Origin of the sequence: Paraburkholderia sp. RCC_158, from assembly GCF_041355255.1 — a bacterium.
In the GTDB taxonomy this organism is placed as follows: Bacteria; Pseudomonadota; Gammaproteobacteria; order Burkholderiales; family Burkholderiaceae; genus Paraburkholderia; species Paraburkholderia graminis.
The window spans coordinates 1-19,064 of sequence record NZ_JBFUPM010000011.1 but is presented as its reverse complement, the minus strand read 5'-3'; the positions used below and the strand labels follow the sequence as shown (position 1 = coordinate 19,064).

At 58.5% G+C, this 19,064-nt stretch carries 15 protein-coding genes; 8 read left to right on the top strand and 7 right to left on the bottom strand.

Translation table 11 applies throughout. The features are described from left to right. The first annotated feature begins 2 nt into the window (after positions 1-2). Positions 3-1,133, top strand: a complete 1,131-nt coding sequence (locus AB6809_RS21175) for an amidohydrolase (protein ID WP_371027076.1) — start codon at positions 3-5, stop codon at positions 1,131-1,133. Positions 1,134-1,776: 643 nt separating this feature from the next. Here AB6809_RS21175 and AB6809_RS21170 read toward each other — a convergent pair. Then, the gene (locus tag AB6809_RS21170; RefSeq protein WP_310031490.1) at positions 1,777-1,920 is read right to left on the bottom strand and encodes a hypothetical protein; all 144 of its coding nucleotides are present in this window, start codon (positions 1,918-1,920) and stop codon (positions 1,777-1,779) included. Between the two features lie 312 nt (positions 1,921-2,232). On the opposite strand from AB6809_RS21170, the gene AB6809_RS21165 reads away from it, so the two are divergent. From AB6809_RS21165 to AB6809_RS21155, 3 genes are all read left to right on the top strand, one after another. Then, positions 2,233-3,387, top strand: coding sequence for a glycosyltransferase (locus AB6809_RS21165; protein WP_371027075.1), 1,155 nt, complete (start codon positions 2,233-2,235; stop codon positions 3,385-3,387). Between the two features lie 58 nt (positions 3,388-3,445). Further along, complete coding sequence (locus AB6809_RS21160; protein ID WP_371027074.1) at positions 3,446-4,387, top strand: glycosyltransferase; 942 nt, start codon at positions 3,446-3,448, stop codon at positions 4,385-4,387. A 73-nt stretch (positions 4,388-4,460) separates the two neighbouring features. Continuing rightward, a complete protein-coding gene (locus AB6809_RS21155) occupies positions 4,461-5,393 on the top strand; it encodes a glycosyltransferase (RefSeq protein ID WP_107709722.1) in 933 nt (310 codons plus the stop codon). A 17-nt stretch (positions 5,394-5,410) separates the two neighbouring features. Here AB6809_RS21155 and AB6809_RS21150 read toward each other — a convergent pair whose 3' ends face one another. The 3 genes from AB6809_RS21150 to AB6809_RS21140 form a co-directional block, all read right to left on the bottom strand. Beyond that, positions 5,411-6,541: a hypothetical protein gene (locus AB6809_RS21150; protein ID WP_371027073.1), complete on the bottom strand. Its 1,131-nt coding sequence runs from the start codon at positions 6,539-6,541 to the stop codon at positions 5,411-5,413. Positions 6,542-6,551: 10 nt separating this feature from the next. Beyond that, on the bottom strand, positions 6,552-7,796 hold the full coding sequence (locus AB6809_RS21145; protein ID WP_371027072.1) for a hypothetical protein: 1,245 nt from the start codon (positions 7,794-7,796) through the stop codon (positions 6,552-6,554). Positions 7,797-7,885: 89 nt separating this feature from the next. Continuing rightward, on the bottom strand, positions 7,886-10,138 hold the full coding sequence (locus tag AB6809_RS21140) for a polysaccharide biosynthesis tyrosine autokinase (RefSeq protein WP_371027071.1): 2,253 nt from the start codon (positions 10,136-10,138) through the stop codon (positions 7,886-7,888). Positions 10,139-10,724: 586 nt separating this feature from the next. Between AB6809_RS21140 and AB6809_RS21135 the strand changes: the two genes are divergently transcribed. The 4 genes from AB6809_RS21135 to AB6809_RS21120 all read left to right on the top strand — a co-directional run bounded on the left by AB6809_RS21135 (position 10,725) and on the right by AB6809_RS21120 (position 16,355). Further along, positions 10,725-11,636, top strand: a complete 912-nt coding sequence (locus AB6809_RS21135) for a polysaccharide deacetylase family protein (protein ID WP_371027167.1) — start codon at positions 10,725-10,727, stop codon at positions 11,634-11,636. A gap of 54 nt (positions 11,637-11,690) precedes the next feature. Then, positions 11,691-13,493 carry a NosD domain-containing protein gene (locus AB6809_RS21130; RefSeq protein WP_371027070.1) on the top strand — a complete coding sequence of 601 codons (1,803 nt, stop codon included), beginning with the start codon at positions 11,691-11,693 and terminating at the stop codon, positions 13,491-13,493. Between the two features lie 257 nt (positions 13,494-13,750). Then, complete coding sequence (locus AB6809_RS21125; protein WP_044020130.1) at positions 13,751-14,374, top strand: SCO family protein; 624 nt, start codon at positions 13,751-13,753, stop codon at positions 14,372-14,374. A gap of 76 nt (positions 14,375-14,450) precedes the next feature. Further along, a complete protein-coding gene (locus tag AB6809_RS21120; protein WP_371027069.1) occupies positions 14,451-16,355 on the top strand; it encodes an RICIN domain-containing protein in 1,905 nt (634 codons plus the stop codon). Between the two features lie 734 nt (positions 16,356-17,089). Here the strand turns inward: AB6809_RS21120 and AB6809_RS21115 are convergent. The 3 genes from AB6809_RS21115 to AB6809_RS21105 all read right to left on the bottom strand — a co-directional run. Then, positions 17,090-17,410, bottom strand: coding sequence for a type II toxin-antitoxin system PemK/MazF family toxin (locus AB6809_RS21115; RefSeq protein ID WP_371027068.1), 321 nt, complete (start codon positions 17,408-17,410; stop codon positions 17,090-17,092). Then, the gene (locus AB6809_RS21110; RefSeq protein ID WP_371027067.1) at positions 17,404-17,652 is read right to left on the bottom strand and encodes an AbrB/MazE/SpoVT family DNA-binding domain-containing protein; all 249 of its coding nucleotides are present in this window, start codon (positions 17,650-17,652) and stop codon (positions 17,404-17,406) included. The genes AB6809_RS21115 and AB6809_RS21110 overlap by 7 nt, the downstream gene beginning before the upstream one ends. A 556-nt stretch (positions 17,653-18,208) precedes the next feature. After that, positions 18,209-19,064, bottom strand: an 856-nt coding sequence (locus AB6809_RS21105) for an IS3 family transposase (RefSeq protein WP_371027066.1), incomplete at its 5' end; no start/stop codon positions are given.

Genomic DNA, 19,064 nt, shown 5'->3' with positions numbered 1-19,064 from the left:
CCATGAACACAATCCGTTCACGAGGAAGACGCAACTTTCTCAGCGCTGCCGCGACATCGGTTGCGGCTTGCGCCATCGCACCCAGGCATGCGTTCGCCACAGAGGACATGCACAGCATGAAGACCACGAGCAACTATCTGCCGGTTCGCCCGGAATGGCTCGCGTCGGGCACCGAAGCCGCGATTGAGCCGGAGATGCCGATCATCGACGCGCATCATCACTTCTACGAGCGTCCCGGCTGGATTTATCTGCTCGACGACTATCTCGCCGATGCACGCTCGGGGCATAACATCACGGCGTCCGTCTTCATGCAGGGACTGACGCGCTATCGTCAGAGCGGCCCCGAAGGGCTGCGCCCGGTGGGAGAAACGGAGTATGTCGCGAACGCCGTTGCCGCGTTGCCCGCCGGTTCGCCGCAGGTCGCAAAGGGCATTGTCGGTTACGCGGATCTTCGTCGCGGCGCGGCCGTGCAAAGCGTGCTCGACGCGCATATCGAGGCCGGCAAAGGGCGCTTTCGAGGCGTTCGGCACCTCGTGACGTGGGACGCCGATCAAACGCTGGTCAATCCGCTGTCCGCGGTTCCGCGTGGTCTGCTGCTCGATTCGAGCTATCGCGAAGGCGTCGCGCAACTGGCCGCACGCGGTCTTTCATACGATGCGTGGCTGTTCTTTCCGCAACTTCCCGAACTGTTCGATCTGGCGAAGACGTACCCCGACATGCCGATCATCATCAATCATTGCGGCGGGGTCGTGCGCATTGCGAGCTACGCGGACAAGCGCAAAGAGGTTTTCGACAACTGGTCGCGCTCGATGCGTCAACTGGCGCAACTGCCGAACGTCTATGTGAAGGTCGGCGGCCTTGGAATGCGGATCAACGGCTTCGACTTCGAGAAGGGCGAGCGTCCGCCGTCGTCGGTAGAACTGGCCGACGCCTGGAAACCGTGGATGCATACCTGCATCGAGGCGTTCGGTGTGAACCGCTGCATGTTCGAAAGCAATTTCCCCGTCGACAAAGGCTCGTATCCGTATAGCAACGGCTGGAATGCGTTCAAGCGCCTCACTGCGCATGCAAGCGCCGACGAACGCGCGGCACTGTTTCGCGGCACAGTCTCGCGCGTTTATCGGCTTGCTTGACGACGGTCTTTCGAACTCGTTTACTACCGACGCCGGGCGAGAAGCGCAGCCGCGCCACCCGGCGCATCGCGATGCCAAAGCTATTTATTGTCGCGACGCGCCTTGCGCCGCTCGGCGAACCGTTCGAAGGTCTGGACGACTTGCATGCAAACGGTAAGCACAAGAAAGATGCACAGCACGCGTACAACGGAGAACGCGTGCTTGATCCTCAGGGCCATCGGAATCGCTGTCAACGCCGTACTCCATAGAAAAAGCAAAGCGTACACGATCAAAACGACAGGACGACGGTCACAGCTTCGTTGTAGAACGTTCACCGCATGTTACGGCCATGCCTGCCAGGAGCAGGCGTTGCGCTGTGCGTCCCGGACCTTCCGACACAAGCATACGCTGCTCTCTTCGCCCCTGGCCGCCCGTTTGTAGAAGCGCTCCGGCGGTCTATCCGCTGTGAATGAACCGTGCTTATATCCATTCCAGCCGCTTCACCGCGAATCAATGGGTTGGACCCAGAATAAATCGAAAAATCCCCGCCACGTAATAATATTATCTGAAAGTCACTCTTACCGCTCTTTGCAAAACGCCATTTGCAAAACTTACCGCGCGGTGTGTCCTTCCGCACGGAGCGATAACTTTTAGACTTTTATCGTCACGCAGGGTTTTGCGCATTGCATTTTTCGGCATTTAAAAGATGCGGCGAGCCTGATTTTCCTTTTTGTTCCATCGCGGTTTGCGAAATCCGCGTTTGCAGAAGCAGTAAGCCTTCCTTGTTTGCTTGTTGATCGACAGGCATCAATCCGAAAAAAGCTAAGTCTCGCGTTGATTAGCAACTCGAATTGCGTGTTCGCGTTAACTGGTATTAATCCATTGTATTGCTTCGCGTATTGCGGCCTGAACGGTGTTCGCTACGGGCAAAAAAGAACGCAGCGCCCTGAAATCGATTACCTGGCGACGCTTCACGCATGACTTCCAGTTGCGCAGATTAATTTTCGCATTTTGCGTTTTAAAACGGACGCAGGCTCCAGGACACCCGGTTAATTGGCGCATATCTGGACGGCGAGCAGGGCGAATAAGTTGGCAAATCGTTAATTGGCGTGGGAGCCCCATGAGAATCGTTCACGTTACCGAGGCATTCGGAGGAGGCGTTCTGTCGATGCTCACGGAGCTCTGCAACCGCGCGGCGTCAGTCGGCGCGCATGTCACGGTGCTTTACTCGACACGACCTGAAACGCCCAGGAATTTCATCGAACTGTTCCACCCCAAGGTCGACCTCGTGCACGTGTCGATGTGCAGGGACGTGCATGTTCGCAAGGATTGGTCGAGCGTGTGGGAACTGGCCAGACATATACGGCGCGTCGACCCGACGGTGATTCATCTTCACTCGTCGAAGGCCGGCGTATTAGGGCGGGCGGCCGCCAAGATTGCGACGCAGAACGCGAAGGTTCTCTATTCGCCGCACGGTCTTGCATTCTTGCGTCGCGACGTTTCTCGCACGAAGCAGCTTGCGTATCTGATGTTCGAACGCATGGCCGACCTGATGGGCGGAACAGTGGTCGCGTGTTCGCCGGGAGAGCTGCGCGAAATCGAAGAGAAGGTGCGAGTGAAGGACGCGGAACTGATAGAGAACGGCGTCGACATTAGCAGCATCCCATTGCGCCGAATTCGCGACGACGGAGATGTGGTCATCGGAATGAATGGCCGCGCGTCGTTTCAGAAACATCACGAGCTCTTTATCTCTCTCGCGAACACGTTGCACGACTCGACCACGCGGTTTGTGTGGATCGGCGGCAATCGAGAAGAGGTGCCCGATGCGAGTCAGGCGTCGGCGCTTACATGCAGTGGCTGGCTAACTCGTTCGCGCGCGCTGGCGTTGATGTCCGAACTCGACATCTACGTGCAGACCTCGCGCTGGGAAGGCATGCCCGTGGCGCTCATCGAAGCGCAGGTCGCGGGCATCCCCGCGGTCGTGACGGACGTGGTCGGCAATCGCGACGTGGTCGTTCACGGCGTGACGGGATTCGTCGGGTCCGACGAAGAGATGCCGGGTTACGTGGAGCAGCTGCGCGGCAACCGGCAACTGAGGGAAAAGATGGGCGCGGCCGCAAGAGAACTCGCGGTCGCCAAATTTTCGATGGACATCATCTTTCACAGATGGCTGAGCACTTACGAGTCCACCACGGAAAAACGCAGCAAGGAAGTCATGGACACCCATTCGATCGGACCTTGCGATATCCAGCCTAACCCGGACAAGTCAGTGTAGTTCCGGCATTCGATCCGATCGACTAGTTGAGCGCACCAACGATTCAGAGAGACCCACTGTGTACAAAATTTTCTTGCTGCATCCGGGGCGGGCCAATTATCCCGAGCTTTTGGCATACCAGGACTACTACGCTGCACGCGGTGTCGATGTGGTCGCCGGAACGCTGACCGACTACAAGGCGTTGGAGAACAAGGCCGACTTTCTGGTGTGGGCGATCATGGGGTTCTATCCGAAGCAACTGGCGTCGGACTTCGTCATTCACGACTACCGGTCGCTGTCCGTCGGCGGCTCGGCGGGACTAAAAGACATCGCCAAGCGCTATCTGAACGCGCGGCCCAATTTGCGGATCTTCCAGAACACGCGGCAGCAGAACATCATGAAGTTCAATGACGACGTGCCGTCAGTGATACTTCCGATGGGCGTTCCGAAATGGATCTTCGATGTGCCGCAACAATCACCCGATGCCGAAGATATCGCCGACTTCTGCTATATCGGCGACATGAGCTTCGAGCGGGGATTCCATCTCGTCATTGACGCGTTCCTTGAGAACTTCCGCGAAAGCGATGTTTCGCTATTGCTCGTAGGCAAGCCCGAGCCGCGTCTTTACGAGCGATACGCCGGCAAGCGCGGGTTGGTGTTCGCGGGCCCGTTGCCGCAGCGCGAGGCGCTTGCACTTGTCGCGAAGTCGTCGATTGCGGTGTCGTACTTTCCATACCACCGCCCGCATTGTTATCAGACGCCAACCAAGTTGCTCGAGTATGCGGCGCTCGGAAAGAAGATTTTGTGCAATGACTCGCCGTCGAACGTCGCGTGTTGCGAGGATTTGCGGATCAACAGCATCATCACCGGCTCCTCCATCTTCGCCGGCATGACGATCGCCACCATGAAAACGGCGAAGCCCAATGAAAGGGCGAACTTCACGCAGCTTGCGTGGGACAGCGTGATCGAGAAGTCGAACATCAATAGCTATATTTCGCAAAAAATAAACTTGAGCCAATAAGAGTAACGCCGTCAGAGACAGAGAGTTCGTCGATCACCTGGGTGCCGGGTGTGAGAAACGGAGGTAGGACAAAGTGAAACTGTTTATTTTGCATACGGGCAAGGCGAACTATCCCGAAGTCGCCGCATACACCGAGTACTTCCAGAAGAACGGCTATCTTGTCGACTCGGGGACGATGGCCGAATACAGAAAGATCTCCGACCCGCAGAACTATGTGCTCTGGTGCATCATGGGGTTCTATCCACGCAGACTGCCGTCGCGCTACGTAATTCACGACTATCGCTCGCTGTCGGTGGGTAGCTACATTGAGCTGAAAGACACGGCGAAGAAGCTACTGCAGCCGCGTCCGGATCTCCGGATTTTTCAGAACGAATCGATGCAGAAGGTCATGAACTTCGACGACAGTGTGGAAACCATCCTGTTGCCGATGGGCGTGCCTGACTGGATCTTCTCGTGCAGGGGAACCCGCAACGGGTCGCTGCCCGCAGGAACCTTTTGCTATATGGGTGAAATTACGCGGGAGCGGGGCGTCGATGAATTCCTGGCGGGTTTCGCCTCGGCGCGGCGCGGTTCTGAAACCCTGGTGCTTGTCGGCGCCGTCGAAAAGGAAATTGCCGACGCTTATCATGGCGCGCCCGGCCTGATATTCACGGGAAAACTGCCGCAGCGCGACGCGCTCGATGTCGTGAAGAACTGCGAGTACGCCATTTCCACGATTCCTTACTCGCGCCCGTACAACGTCCAGACGCCGACGAAGCTCCTCGAGTATGCCGCGTTAGGCAAAAGGATCATTTGCAACGATTCGCCGTCGAACCTCACGGCCGCGGCCGAATTCGGAATACTGTGCAAGGTCACGGGGCGCGACATCTTTGCAGGAATCGGTCACCTGTCGGATGAGACCGTGCCAGCGAACGACCCGTCCGGTCTCACCCACTTGCGGTGGAATAACGTGATCGCCTCATCGGGAATAGACCGCTGCCTGAACGCGGCGCTGCGCGTTCATTGAGTGTCGTGCGATCGCGGTTATCCGCGCGCCGGCTGGCCGGAATGCGAGCGGGCGCTCCGGATCATAGAGGAGCGAGGCGCTTCCGACTCCCGCTCCGAACGCGATGAAAGCAGCAGATAGAGCATAAGCGGTGAGATCGGCGATAGGTGGCGGAGAAACGATCCATAGTCCGGTTCGAAGATCGCCTGGGTCGCAAGAAAGCTGACGATAAAACAGAAGCACAGCTTCCCGAAACGATCGGGCGCGGCAACTGCGCGTCTTCCCTGATACCGCGAGAACATCAACGCCAGCGTAAAAAACGTGCATATTCCGCCGATGGTCTGCGTCGCCACACCCGAGAGAACCAGCGGTAATGGCAGCAGGAATGTCCCGAGAATGAGCATGGCGTTCGTCACGTCCGAGACTATATTGCCACCCGGAATGATCTGTACGATAAGCGATCCCACCTCGTTCGGATATCTCGACTCGTTGACCATTTGGCGTGCGAAGTCCAGCGTTTCGCCGTATTGAATGCGGAAGTTGACGGCCACGCACGCGAACAGGACGACAGCAACGAACGCAAGAGACAGCGGCTTGCGCAGCACGGCGGGCCCGAAGTAGAGCAATAGCGCCGGCGCCAATGTAATCGCCCAGTAGGTACGAAAGAAAACGGCGATCAGCGCGACGCAAGCGGTGAATATGACAACGATGAACCGCGAGTCCTTGCACTGCAGAATCACGAGAACCGCCAGCGAGATGACGATCTCCTTCGAAGGCATGCCGATGTAAACCGTTTGTGCAACGAGCCAGAAGCAGGCGAGCAGAAATTCCGTGCCGGTCAGGGACGTCACGCCCGAACGCCAGATGGCGAGCACCAGTCCGACGGTGGACGCGAAGAATCCGATCAGGGATATTCCCGCCGTACCCGCGCCGAGCCACCGCAAAGTCCATGCGAGGTTGTCGAAGGAGTCGCCGAACGCTTCGAAGCGGCTAACCGTCACCATGCGTTCGAGGATAACCTGCTCGTCGAGCAGGAACTTGGCCGGCAGCACCGTTTCATGCGCGACGGCAACGAAGCAAAGAAGCGCGAGCAGCAGCACCCAGATTGTCGCCGACACACCGGGACTCGCGCTCGGCCCGATCAGCCCAGGTACTTTGACAATGCGCACGTTCATCCCCTTAGATTGCGACTGAATCCCGCGGCTTGATGCTCATGCCGCCTTTCGCCACGTTCACCGAACAGTAGATTCCGATGCATGCGACCAGCGTTCCCATAAAACTGAGAAGCAGCACAACGGACATGAAGTCGAGCCTGAAGAAGCTTTTGAAAGAGAAAATGACGAAAATGCTGGCGGCGCTCATCAGTTGAATCATCAGATCGAACTTCTGCTGCCTGAAGACGATAAAAACCTGTGCAAGCGAACCGAACACGGCCATTGTCAGGAAGTACGGCGAAAACAGCAGGTAGACTTCCATCGACTGCTGCCACAAATCTCCCATCTTGAAGTTGATGATGAGCGCGAGACCGAGATAGCCGGCGGCAATGAGCACCACGCTCAACGGCATCAAAACCAGCGAGAACGATGTCGCCGGATTTCTGCCGCTGCGCACGTCCGCTCCTCTTTCCACCAGATCGATCAGGTCCCGGCGAAATACAGCCCCGAGACTCTGCGACAGAAGCGACGCGGGGAAATAGCCGACGCGATAGGCGAGAGCAAACACGCCCGCGTCGTGCGGGGCGAAAGCGAGCGGCATCAGGATCGCGATTGAGTAGATCACGACCGAATTAAGCGACGTTGTCGGCAGAGAGAACTTGGCGTAATCCAATTGCAGCCGGGAGAACTTCAGGCACTCCGACGAAAGCATCGGTCGGGAAGCAAAAAGATAGCCGACCAATGGGACGACGGCCGAAGCAAAAAACACGAAGCTATATACCGCGAAGATATCCGGGCCGCTCCACGGGTGTCTCGCTGCCATCATCAGTGCAATAAATGCGACCGCGAATGCAACATTGGGAAATGCACGCTGCACGGCAATGCTCAGGTACTTGCGCTCGCTCGCCAGTGCGGAAGACAGTGCCTGCTGCAGGAATACGCCGGTCGCGAGCACCACGACGGTCAAGTACTTCTGCTGGCCAGTGACCACCGCGACGGCGGCGAGCAGCAGAGCGATTGCCGTCGCAACGCAGCTCGAACTCACCAGCGCCTGAACCGCGAGCTTCTTGTCCGCCGCCATGCAGGCCACTTCGAGCCGCAAGCCCAGCACGGAACCGGCGAACAGGCCAATCGCATTCAACTGACTGAAGTAACCGAGCTCACTCGGCCCGCAGAACTTCCCAATCAATATGACCGCAATGAAGTTCGCGGCCTGGCTAAGGACAACGCCCGCGATACTAACCACCGAATGCTTTACATTGACGATCATCTTCTATTTGGAGTTCGGTTTGGGCAAAGCCGTCCTGGTCATGCCGCATCGGCCGTGAAGGCTTTTTGCGGCATACCGTTGGACGCCGGTCAATTGCTAGATTTGGAATCGCTCGAGGCAGTCGCGTACTGATACGACAGATACCGGTTTCGCCCCGCATGCGAACCGAGGCTGTAGCGATAGGCCGCGGGATGAAAGGCGTTGAAGATCACGCCTTTGACTTCCACGTTCGCATGCCTGAGTTGCTTGACGGACTCGCGCACTTCATCGACCGAAGTCGTGCCGAAGCGCGTGGCGAGGAACACGGTGCCGCAACGGTGCGCGACTACCGCCGCATCGGATACCGCGAGAACGGGCGGCGTATCGATCAACACCATGTCGTAACTGTCGCCGACCGATTCGAGAAGACGCGCCATTGCGTCGCCCATTAGAAGTTCTGCGGGGTCGGACGGCGTAGTACCGTTGGGAAGGAAGTCGAGTCCGGGCGCGACGTTACGCTGCAGAGCCTCGTCCAGCGTGGCATTCGACGTCAAAACGTCCGCGAGCCCTGGTTGAGATTCCTTGCCGAAATAGTCGTTCAAATGACCTCTGCGCAAATCGGCGTCGATCAGCAGCACACGCTTGCCGGAGCCGGTCATCACGGCCGCAAGATTCGCGCATAGAAACGATTTGCCGATCTGTTCGCTCGGACCGGTGAGCAGCACGCGATTGTTGCCCGCTTCCAGCATTGAAAGCTGCAGCACGATACGCAAACTGCGCAGACTCTCGACCGACGGGTCTCCGGGAGAATGCGACGCCAGCAACAACAAGCCCTCGCTGCGTTCTGGCGAATCATGCTCGAGCGTTGCTTGTGTGCGCGACACCGGCACAGTCGCATACACGGTCAGACCGGTCTCCTGCTCGATGTCCTGAGGGTTCGTCACGCCGCCGCGCAGTATGTGGCGCATGAAAGTTGCGGCTATCCCCAGAAAGAGGCCGAGTACCGCGGACGCTGCGATCAGCAGCGGCTTATTCGGCTTGATGGGCTCCTTCGGTACGAGCGAACGGTCAAGCAGGCGCACGGTGCCGACTTTGCCGGCGCGCACGAGCTTCAACTGCTGCATGTTGTTGAGCATGCCGACGTAGAGATCGTTATTGACGCGCACATCGCGCATCAGGCGCAACGATTCCTGTTCGAGTTCGGGCAGTGAAGTCATTCGCTGCGAGACCGCGGCTTCTTTAGCGCTCAGCGAGGCAAGCTGTTGGTCGACGGCACGAACCGACGGATGCTCGCTCGTGAAAAGCGCAGTGAGTTCCGAACGCTTCTGCTTGAGTGCAAGCGCGCTCGCCTGCAATTCGACGCTTTCGCGCAGATACGTCTTGCCTTCCTCGCTGATGTCGAATGTGCCGCGCTTGATTCGCAATGCGTTGTAGTTGCGCTCGGATTCTTCAAGCTCGCTCTTCAGTTGCGGGAGTAGATCGCTGAGAAACGCGAGCGACTTTTCAGCCTCTGCAGCCTTGCGCGCGATATTTGCCGCGACGTACTCATCGCCGATATTGTTCAGGATCTTCGCGGTCAGTTGCCGGTCCGTGCCTGTCAATGACGCGCCGATGATGCCGCTCTGCTTGCCTTTTTCAACAATGAACAGCTTGTCTTGCAGGTTTTCCAGCGTCTTCAGTCGCGCGTTGCGCACGAGCACGAATTCGGTGCCGGGATTCGCATTGAGTGCTTGCACGCGCAGCGTTATCTTGCCGGTGCTCTCATTAGAAACGATCGTCTCGCCGACGCGTCCGTAGATCGGCGCATCGAGCTGCTTCTGGTCGACCACATAGCGGTCTCCGCCAAGCGAGGTCAGCTTGAAGTCATCGCCTTCGAGATCCTCGGGGACATCGAACGTCCCGACATCGATCGATTCATTGCCCCACGCAAAGCCGCCGACTCCGAGCAGGCCGGGCTGAGACAGGCTTTTGTTCCAGCGCGCGATCCAATTGCCGACTAGCGGAAAGCGTTTCGGCTCGGCGCTTATGTAGAGTCTGAGATTGTCGACTGCATTTCCCACGACCATGCGCGAGCGCAGTACTTCAATCTGGGCGGTGGTTTCTGTTTTAACGTCGAACAGACTAGACACGTCGCCTAGCAGACTTTTGGTGTTGGTGGGGCTCTCCTGTTCAACCTGCAGGAGAATATCCGACTGATAAACGGGCGGCGCGAGAAAGCTGTACGCGACACCGATTGCCAGCACCATGCTCGTAATGGCGAGTACAAGCCACCGGTTCGCGAGGACGACGTCGACGTAACGCACCAGATTCACGTCATTCTGGCCGGAGCCGGCAGCCTGCGATTTTGGAGAAAACTCGTTCATAGGGAACCCATCATCGAAGAGGTTTAACCGACTGCCCGCACACACATTGATGCGCAGCCGCCGATGCCAGCGAAGTTCCGTTGCCGGATGCTATTGGTCTGCTTACCGCGCGTAAGCGCCGCGGCTCATTGCTTTCCGCTCGGGTCAAGGAGCGTCGTTCGAACCCGTGGAAATGCCGATCAGACGCCTCTTTCTTGCCTCGATAAAACATGGCGGCAAACAAGGCTCATACGTTGTCGGAATGCTGCGACTCGTCGCACTCGCTTCATGCCTGAATGAAGCCGGGTCGCATGTAGAACGGTGTGAAGGCGGCGCACTGCGTGACGCGCACCGGTCAGCACTGCCAGAGTCTGCGATGCCATTTTCGACGCGTATGTTCGCGAGCGCACAAGTTCTATTGGATCACTTGCGCTGCGTTTTCTAGCGATCGTATTCGCAAAAAGCAAAGCCGTTACGCGAAAGTCGGCGCACACGGCGCGTTTGTGGTTAACCGTACGTTCGCACCTTATCGGCAACGGTATAAGGAAGCGCACAACACGTGCTGTACTTCGTGATCTCAAGAGGTGACATGAAGCCGAAGCAACTAATGCGCACGATCTTTACGCACGCCATTCTTGTAAGCGGCTTGCCCGCGCTCACACGCCTACTGCTATGGCGAGACCGGGTTGCAGTACTTCTTTATCACGATCCCGATCCTGCCACACTGGATTTACATCTTGCGTATTTGAAGCGGTATTGCGATTTTGTTCCGATGTCCGAAGTAAATAAACCGGGTATGGGTCGCCGGCGCGCAGCACTGACATTCGACGATGGCCACGTCGGAAACGCGGCACTGTTGCCGATTTTCATCAAGCATGGCGTTCGTCCGACTATTTATATTTGCAGCAGTATCGTGGCGCACGAGCGCACTCACTGGTGGCTGACACCCGGCGCGCAGCATGCGGGAGTCAAGCGTCTGATCAAGCTCCCCAATTCGCAAAGGCTCGAGGAGTTAGCGCGGCGCGGATTTCAACAGGACGTGCGCAGCGACGAAGCACCGGTCAGCGGACTAAGCAGAGAGCAGATAGAAGCCATGCTGCCGTACGTGGACTTTCAATCGCACACGCGCTTTCATCCGACGCTCACACGCCTCGACGATCAGGAATGTATCGACGAACTCGCGCAATCGAAGCGTGAGGTTGAGCAGTTGACCGGCTCACCTTGCGAACACTTCGCTTACCCGTATGGCCGATATGGATCGCGCGAGGTGGCGATGCTCAAGGCGACCGGATACAAAACCGGGCGCACTACGGCAGTGGGCTGGAACGACGAAAGAAGCGATCCGTTTCGCCTGAGCGCATTCGATATCGAAGACGATTCCTCATTACCGTGGTTTGCCGCGCAAATGACGGGCGTGCCGCTCGCCTGGCGGCTTCTACCTTTGGGCACGGTCAAGTCGATACTGATCAGAACGCTGAACTTTGCTCGCCTTGGCAAGCCGCAGACGAATGCCGGTTAATTAAGCGGTAAGTCGCAGCGGCCAACAGTTGTATTCCAACTTGCTGGAAAAATTGTGAGTGAACAAAGGCGCAACTTCCTGACGAAGATAACTACGACCGCGGGCGCGGCAGTGGCGGGGTACTTTTCGGCCAATCCGGCAACTGCGTCGAATGCAGTCAATGCACGTGGGCCGAATGGCGAAGCAAGCGTGCTGGACTTCATGTCAGCCGAGGCACGCGCTGACGCACGCTCCGGCGCGCCGTCGCTCGATCATAGCGCCGCGATACAAGCGGCTTTCAGCAGCGGCGCCGCAGTAGTGGACGTGCCCGGCGGTTACGTGTTCAAGCTGACGAAGCCGCTCAAGATAGAGAAGACGATTCGGGTGATGGGCGGCGGCGAGTTGCGCTTTACCGCAGGCATCGCGAATGCGGCGGCGATCACGGTGACTGCTCCTGGCTGCGAATTCGACGGAGTCTATCTGACGAACCCGAACATGCTTCAGTCGAATAGCGGGGCGCGAAACGTCGGCATCATGTTTCGCGCAAGTCTGGGTTCCGTGACGCGCTCGACCATTCGCTATTTTCAGAATGGCATCCAGGTTGAATCGACCGGTGAGTACCACGACTTCATCATCGCGAATAACCGGGTTATCGACTGTATCGGCGCCGGTGGCGGGCCCACGCAAAAATCCACGTATGGCGAGGATCGCGGCGACGGTATCACGGTGTGGGGTTGCGCGGCGACGATCACCGGCAATCTCGTGACGGCGAAGGCCGGTCAGGACTGCCGCATCGGCATCCACATGGAAGGGCTGGCAGACTACCATGCCGACTCTTTCCCACTGCAGGACAACATGTGTACGGTGGTCGGCAACGTCGTGCGAGGTCCGTTTCGACGAAGCATCGTCACGGAAAACGTCAACAACTCGACCATCACAGGCAACACCTGCGAAGGCGCAAAGTGGTGGGGCATCGCTATCGTCCGATCGCTGGCGTGCTCGGTCACGGGCAATACGGTGATATTCGACCGCGCCGCAACCGACGGCACCGGCTCCGCATGGGACCCGATTCACGCCGGCATTGCCGTGTATGGCGGAGCGGTGCAATGCGTGATATCGGGCAATACCATCGATCTCACGCGCGGTCACGCGAGAGCCGCAATCTGCTTGCTGGGCTCCGACGTGGATGACGCGGTCGCAGTCGAGCAGCGGGCGGCGACAAACGGCACGGCTCGCGTCACGCTTGCATCTGCAAATCCGGCCGTGCAACTCGGGCAACTCATCACCGGGCCAGGCGTGCCGTCAGCGACGTTCGTTGTGAGTGTTGCGGGGACTGCGCTGCTCGCAAGCAATCCGATAGGCGCCGGCTCGCCGCTACTGACTTTCAAATGGCATGAGCGCGGGCAGGGCACCGCTGTCACCAATAACAGTGTGCTGTGTAATGCCGCGGATGGCGCAATGGGCATTTTCGCGCAGTATCAGGATTCGCCGTCGATTCTCGGCAATAACCTGCGCTACATGGGCGCGCATGGAATCCATTGTATGGACGTGTCCGATCCCGTGATCAACGGCAATACCGTACTCGGTCAGCAAAGCGCGAAGCACGGCATCTATCTTGAGGCGAGCGCGACGGGCGCCGTGGTAGTCGGCAATGTCGTTGAAGGTTTCAACGGGCCGGGCGGAAGCGGAATTGCAGCGGCAAATCGCATCGGCGGCGTTGTGTCGGCGAATCTCGTGCGCCGTTGCGAGACCGGCATGAATCTGTCTGGCTGCACCGACATGTCGGTCACAGGAAACAGTGCGATGAGCTGCGGCACGGGCTATTCGCAGGCTCGCGGCCCGGGAATGCTGCTCGCGAGCAATGCCAGCGCGGGTTAAAAAAACAGCATCGCGGCACGCGAATTAATAGAGATCGCCGCAGTGCTTTCGCTTGCGTCATCAAACACTGTGAAGTGTGGGGTACTAAACAAACCGAAGCCGCGATCTTCGCATACGATCGTTTGCCGTCGGCGTTAATCGCTACCTCCAATACGTGACCGGTTTTCCGCCCCCCGAAACGGAAGCAACGTAGCGATCGCCGACTTCCCCAAAGAGCTTTTGCGGAGGACGACACCTTGTTTGATCCGGAAGCTCTCATGCGCGCTAAAGCCGGCGAGTCCATCCCGCTTGAAAGATCGTCGCGTCGCGTCTTCCTGCGCGATATCGCATCGCTTGCTATCGCGGCGGCGCCTTTGCCGTCATATGCACAGCATGGAACTTCGGGTCTCGTCACGCCGCCTGTTCGTCTCGACGATACGCGGCTGGTCGATCAGGCCGGCACCGAGCGGTTGCTCAACAGCTTGTTGCTAGGCGGCGTGACTGCGCTTCAAACCATCTATACCGGATGCAGTTCCGTATGTCCTTTGCAAGGAGCGCTGTTCAGCGCGGTCCAGGAGCGGTTGCCACAAATACGTGGGCGTTATCCGGTTCGATTGCTGTCGATAGGAATCGATCCGCTCTCCGACTCGCCATCCGCGTTGCATGCGTGGCTCAAGCGCTTTCAGGCAGGCCCTGCGTGGACTGCGGCAACACCGACATTGCGCGACATCGACGGCATGCGTATGGCCCTTGCAGGCAGCCGCCTGCCGCTCGGCAACATTGCGGATCACGCAACCCAGATCTACTGCTTCGATGCAAACGCGCGATTGCGCTGGCGCAGCGCGGATCTTCCGCGTGCAGATGAAATTTGCAATGCGCTGAGCGCATTGGGGCGCGCGTAGTACAACCTTCACTGGAGCAGAAACCGTGGCGCCAATTCCGTTTGTCAGATTCTTCCCGCGCTATGCAGGCAAATGCATGAGTGCATTTTTCGTCGCTGCACTGGCGTTGACGCTTGCCACGTTTGCCGGACGCGTAGAAGCGCAAACGGTAGGGCCGATAGCGCTCGGCGGCAATGTGTGCGCGGACGTCGACTCTGCATCGACCACTCCCGGCGCTTCGGTGATCTCCTGGGGCTGCTCGGGCGGCGCCAATCAGCAGTGGCGGCCTGTACCGATCGGGTCGCAGTTCCATTTCGTCAATCAGAACAGCGGCCTGTGCATGGATGTGAACGCGGAGAGCAAGGCTGCGGGCGCCGCGATCATCCAGTGGTCGTGCAACGGTCAGACGAACCAGACCTTCACTGCGAAGCCGCAAGGCAACGGCTACGCGATAGTGGCTGCGCATAGCGGCTTGTGTCTGGCCGCGCAGAGTCTCACTGGATGGGGTCAGCAAATCCGCCAGCAGACATGCAATGGCAGCGCGCTGCAGACCTGGCAGTTGAGCGGTTTGAATGTGAAGACGTTGCCGTCGAAATGGTCGGGGCCTTTCGGCGTGCCGATGGTTCCCGCAGCGGCAGCCAATCTTCCCGATGGCAACGTGCTGGTGTGGTCGTCGGATATGCTGCTCGATTTCACTTCCGGTGAAATCACGCCGGGAAAGACGTATACCGCGGTGTTCAACCCAACGACAGGCACCAACAAACAGGTGCTGGTCAGCAATACCGGGCACGACATGTTCTGTCCAGGCATCGCGAATCTGCCTGACGGCCGCTTGCTGGTCAACGGCGGATCGAGCAGTTCGAAGACGAGTATCTACACGCCGTCGACGGGTCAATGGACGTCAAGCAACCTGATGAAAATCCCGCGCGGCTATCAGGGCACCGTCACGTTGAGCAACGGCAGCGTGTTCACGCTGGGCGGCTCGTGGAATGGCGGGGAGGGCGGCAAGAACGGCGAGACGTGGACATCGGGTTCGGGTTGGCAAATCAACGGCGCGATACTCGCCGACTACATATTGACCCAGGACGCGGCGGGCATATTCCGCGCCGATAACCACGCGTGGTTGTTCGCGGTGGCCAACGGACGCGTTTTCCACGCGGGGCCGAGCCAGGCCATGCACTGGTTCGACACCGCGGGTAACGGCAATGTGACCGATGCGGGCAAGCGCGCGAACGATACGGATGCGATGAACGGCAACGCGGTCATGTACGACATCGGCAAGATTCTCGCTGTCGGCGGGGCGCCGAGTTATGAGCAGTCGAATGCGACTTCGAATGCGACGCTCATCGACATCAGTACCGGCACGGCGACTGCGACCGCGCTGCCTCCGATGAGCTATACGCGGGCATTCAGCAGCAGCGTCGTGTTGCCGAACGGACAGGTCGTCGTGGTGGGCGGCCAGGCGTTCGCACAGCCTTTCTCGGACGACACCGCGGTGCTGACTCCCGAGTTGTGGGACCCGACGACGAAGGTCTTTTCGCAACTCGCGCCGCAGGCCGTGCCGCGGACTTATCACAGCGTTGCGCTCCTATTGCCGGACGGCCGGGTGCTCAGCGGCGGCGGCGGTTTGTGCGGTGGTTGTGCGACCAACCATACGGACATCGAAATACTCACGCCGCCGTATCTGCTCAATGCGGATGGTTCGGCGGCCACGCGGCCGACGCTCAGCAACGTACCGGCCGACGCGCAACTCGGCACGTCCATCGCGGTGAAAGCCACTACTGGCGTGAAGGCGTTCGCGCTGATGCGTTTGTCGTCCAACACACATGCAGTGAACAACGAGCAGCGACGCGTGCCGTTGAGTTTCACGATCGGTACGGCCGGCGAATTCATCCTGAAGATTCCCGCCGATCCTGGTGTTGTGATTCCCGGCTACTACATGCTGTTCGCGATGAGCACGAACGGCGTGCCGAGCGTGTCACGCACGTTGCGCCTCCACTGATGACGACGTCGACAACCTCGCGCCTCGCTGCTCGCTGGACGGTTTGCCTGGCGCTACTTGGCGCTGCGCTTTTTGCGCATGCTGAAGAGCGCTGCAAACCGGACGATCTTGGGTGCGCGATTTTCACCGGGCAACGTCCGGCAGCGGCGCATCTGCGCGACGACAATCAAGCGCTGCCGGAATGGACGACGCGATGCATCAATTGCCACACGCGGACGGAGCCGGCGCCCAGCTTTGCGCCGCCGCTGACACGCGGCTACTTGCTTGACGCAAAGAGCCGCCGAGGCGGGCCGCCGAGTCAGTACGACCCGGTGGCGTTCTGTCGAGCCGTCGAGGACGGCATCGATCCGGCAAGCGTGCTGCTGCGTAAGTCGATGCCTCATTTTCAGTTGTCGCGTGCCGAGTGTGCGGCGCTTTGGCGGTTTGTTACTGGGCCTTGATGGTGAGGCGGTGAAGCGGCTGGTGTGGCATTGGGTGGGAAACGCGACATTTCAAATTAGCTGGCACATGCGATTTGTTGATAATTTATATTATGTCAACTAACGTACTGGCCAAGCACAGCGCGATAGTTGGATGCCAGAGTATCCATTGGCCACACTACAACAGCGGCTTTAGCGGCGTTACCAAGCACAACGCCATCAACGCCAGAGACGCCAAAAGTTCGCCGAGAAACATGCGCCAAAATATTCCCCACCCCGTTTTTTTCTGTCCCCGATTTGTAGTGGCAACTTTTCCTATTCCGCGAACACTTCCTGCAAGGTACGCAGGGTGTCAAACATCGTGTTATCGGCAATCGCGCCTTCCTTCTTTACCAGTCGTACCTTGTCTACCGCGCGAATCTGATCCAGCAAAATCAACCCCTGTTTCCGTTCGAACGTCACAGGTATGCGAAACGGCGCAGGGCGCCCTTTCGAAGTCATCGGTGCAACGATGACCGTTCGCAGATGGTCGTGCATCTCAGGCGGCGATACCACTACGCAAAGCCGCGTTTTTTGAATCTCGCTACCTAGCGTCGGATCGAGCGCAACGAGCCAGACTTCGCCGCGCACTACCATGCAAGCTCCGCATCGTCGGCGTTGCCAAACTCACCCATCAGCAGCGCGTCGTCACCGCTCTCAGCAAGCGCCTTGCTCGCCTCAGCCCAGCCTTCGCGAGCCTTATGGCGGGGGCGACGCAGCACGATCGCGTCGTTTTCGACTTCCATTTCCACTTCGTTGTCCAATCCCAACTGCGCAAGGACGGGCTTTGGAATCAGCACGCCCTGCGAATTACCCATCCTGCGAATCGTCGTTTTCATAAGCTCACCGTAAGTACAATGTTATGCCGCCGAGCGGATCGCGTCAACACAATGTTATTACGTTGGCCGCTGCTTGTCACTCAGCCCTAAAGTCCTTCACCGCGGTCCCTCAACGTAGGTAGGGAACGGTTAGAGCGAACCTTCGCGGTCAGCTTTTTTCGCCCGAGGGAAGAAGGAGCGACGCCGGCGCCCACCCCGGCTTGCCGACGCGCCGGAGGGCGGCACCTTGCCGGTCGCTGCGGCCTGACGCTGCTGTATACCGTACAGATAACAGTATCCACTCGGCCCGGTGCCCTTGGACGCAGCCCGTCCGATGGGACCAGATGGCGAGCGGATCTCCGCACAGCCCACAGAGAAGAAATGACAATGACCTTGGATGACCTGAAACAACTGGGAATCGTCGTCGGCGAAATTGCCGATGCAGAGCAAGGTAACTCGCGGCGGTATCAAATCCGACGACGGGCAACACTGGATGGACGCCACGCCCCTGCAAGCGGCAATGCGTTGCTACGAAGAGCGGTAAATTTCAAGCTAGATGTCGCCTCAACGATTAAATTTAGGCGGCTTTTTGCTCCTGTCGGTGGTCGCGTTTGATGGATTCGAAGTTGTCTGTCTGATCGGGATTCAGATGGACCGTGTGTACGCGCTTCCAGTTTCGCGTGGGGCCTTTCCATCGTAGCGGGTTACGCTGCTTTGCCGCCTCGTAGAGCGTCGCGCGGCGATCGAGGATCTGCTGGTCGAGGTTGGCGTGCCGTTGGGCAGGCGTGACGAAACGGATCGCGCTATGACGATGTTCGTGGTTATACCAGCGCACCAACCCGGTGACCCAGGCGCGCGCGGCAAATAGAGTGTCGAACGCCTGCAGAGGATAGGCCGGCCGATATTTCAGTGTTTTGAACAACGATTCCGAGAACGGGTTGTCGTTGCTCACGCCCGGTCGACTCAATGACGGCATGACACCCAGAGCCTGCAGGGTGGCGAGCATCGTGGCACCCTTCATTGGGCCACCGTTATCCGAATGCAGGATCACCTGGCCCGGTTTGATCGCTTCACGCGCACATAGATCCTTCAGAAGCTCGCTGGCCTGGGCGCTGCTCTCTTCGGCGTAGACCTGCCAGCCGACGACCATCCTACTGAACACGTCCATGAACAGATAAAGATAGAAATACTGCCCGCGAACTGTCGTCGGCAGGTAAGTAATATCCCAGCTGAACAATTGATTGGGCTCGTCGGCGCAAACTGCGCGAGGCTTGCTGTGGGCGCGGGCCGGTCGTTCACTGCGCCGATGAGCAAGCTGTTTCTCTTCACGCAGCACCCGGTAGAACGTCGATTCCGAGGCGATGTAGCGGCCCTTGTCGGCCAATCGAGGGACGATCTGGCTCGGTGGCAGATGACCGAATTCGACAGAGTTG

Coding starts and splice junctions, on each gene's coding strand:
- AB6809_RS21175 (WP_371027076.1), top strand. CDS start 3: ATGAACACAATCCGTTCACGAGGAAGACGCAACTTTCTCAGCGCTGCC.
- AB6809_RS21170 (WP_310031490.1), bottom strand. CDS start 1,920: ATGCCTGTCGATCAACAAGCAAACAAGGAAGGCTTACTGCTTCTGCAA.
- AB6809_RS21165 (WP_371027075.1), top strand. CDS start 2,233: ATGAGAATCGTTCACGTTACCGAGGCATTCGGAGGAGGCGTTCTGTCG.
- AB6809_RS21145 (WP_371027072.1), bottom strand. CDS start 7,796: ATGATCGTCAATGTAAAGCATTCGGTGGTTAGTATCGCGGGCGTTGTC.
- AB6809_RS21140 (WP_371027071.1), bottom strand. CDS start 10,138: ATGAACGAGTTTTCTCCAAAATCGCAGGCTGCCGGCTCCGGCCAGAAT.
- AB6809_RS21135 (WP_371027167.1), top strand. CDS start 10,725: ATGCGCACGATCTTTACGCACGCCATTCTTGTAAGCGGCTTGCCCGCG.
- AB6809_RS21125 (WP_044020130.1), top strand. CDS start 13,751: ATGCGCGCTAAAGCCGGCGAGTCCATCCCGCTTGAAAGATCGTCGCGT.
- AB6809_RS21120 (WP_371027069.1), top strand. CDS start 14,451: ATGAGTGCATTTTTCGTCGCTGCACTGGCGTTGACGCTTGCCACGTTT.
- AB6809_RS21115 (WP_371027068.1), bottom strand. CDS start 17,410: ATGGTAGTGCGCGGCGAAGTCTGGCTCGTTGCGCTCGATCCGACGCTA.
- AB6809_RS21110 (WP_371027067.1), bottom strand. CDS start 17,652: ATGAAAACGACGATTCGCAGGATGGGTAATTCGCAGGGCGTGCTGATT.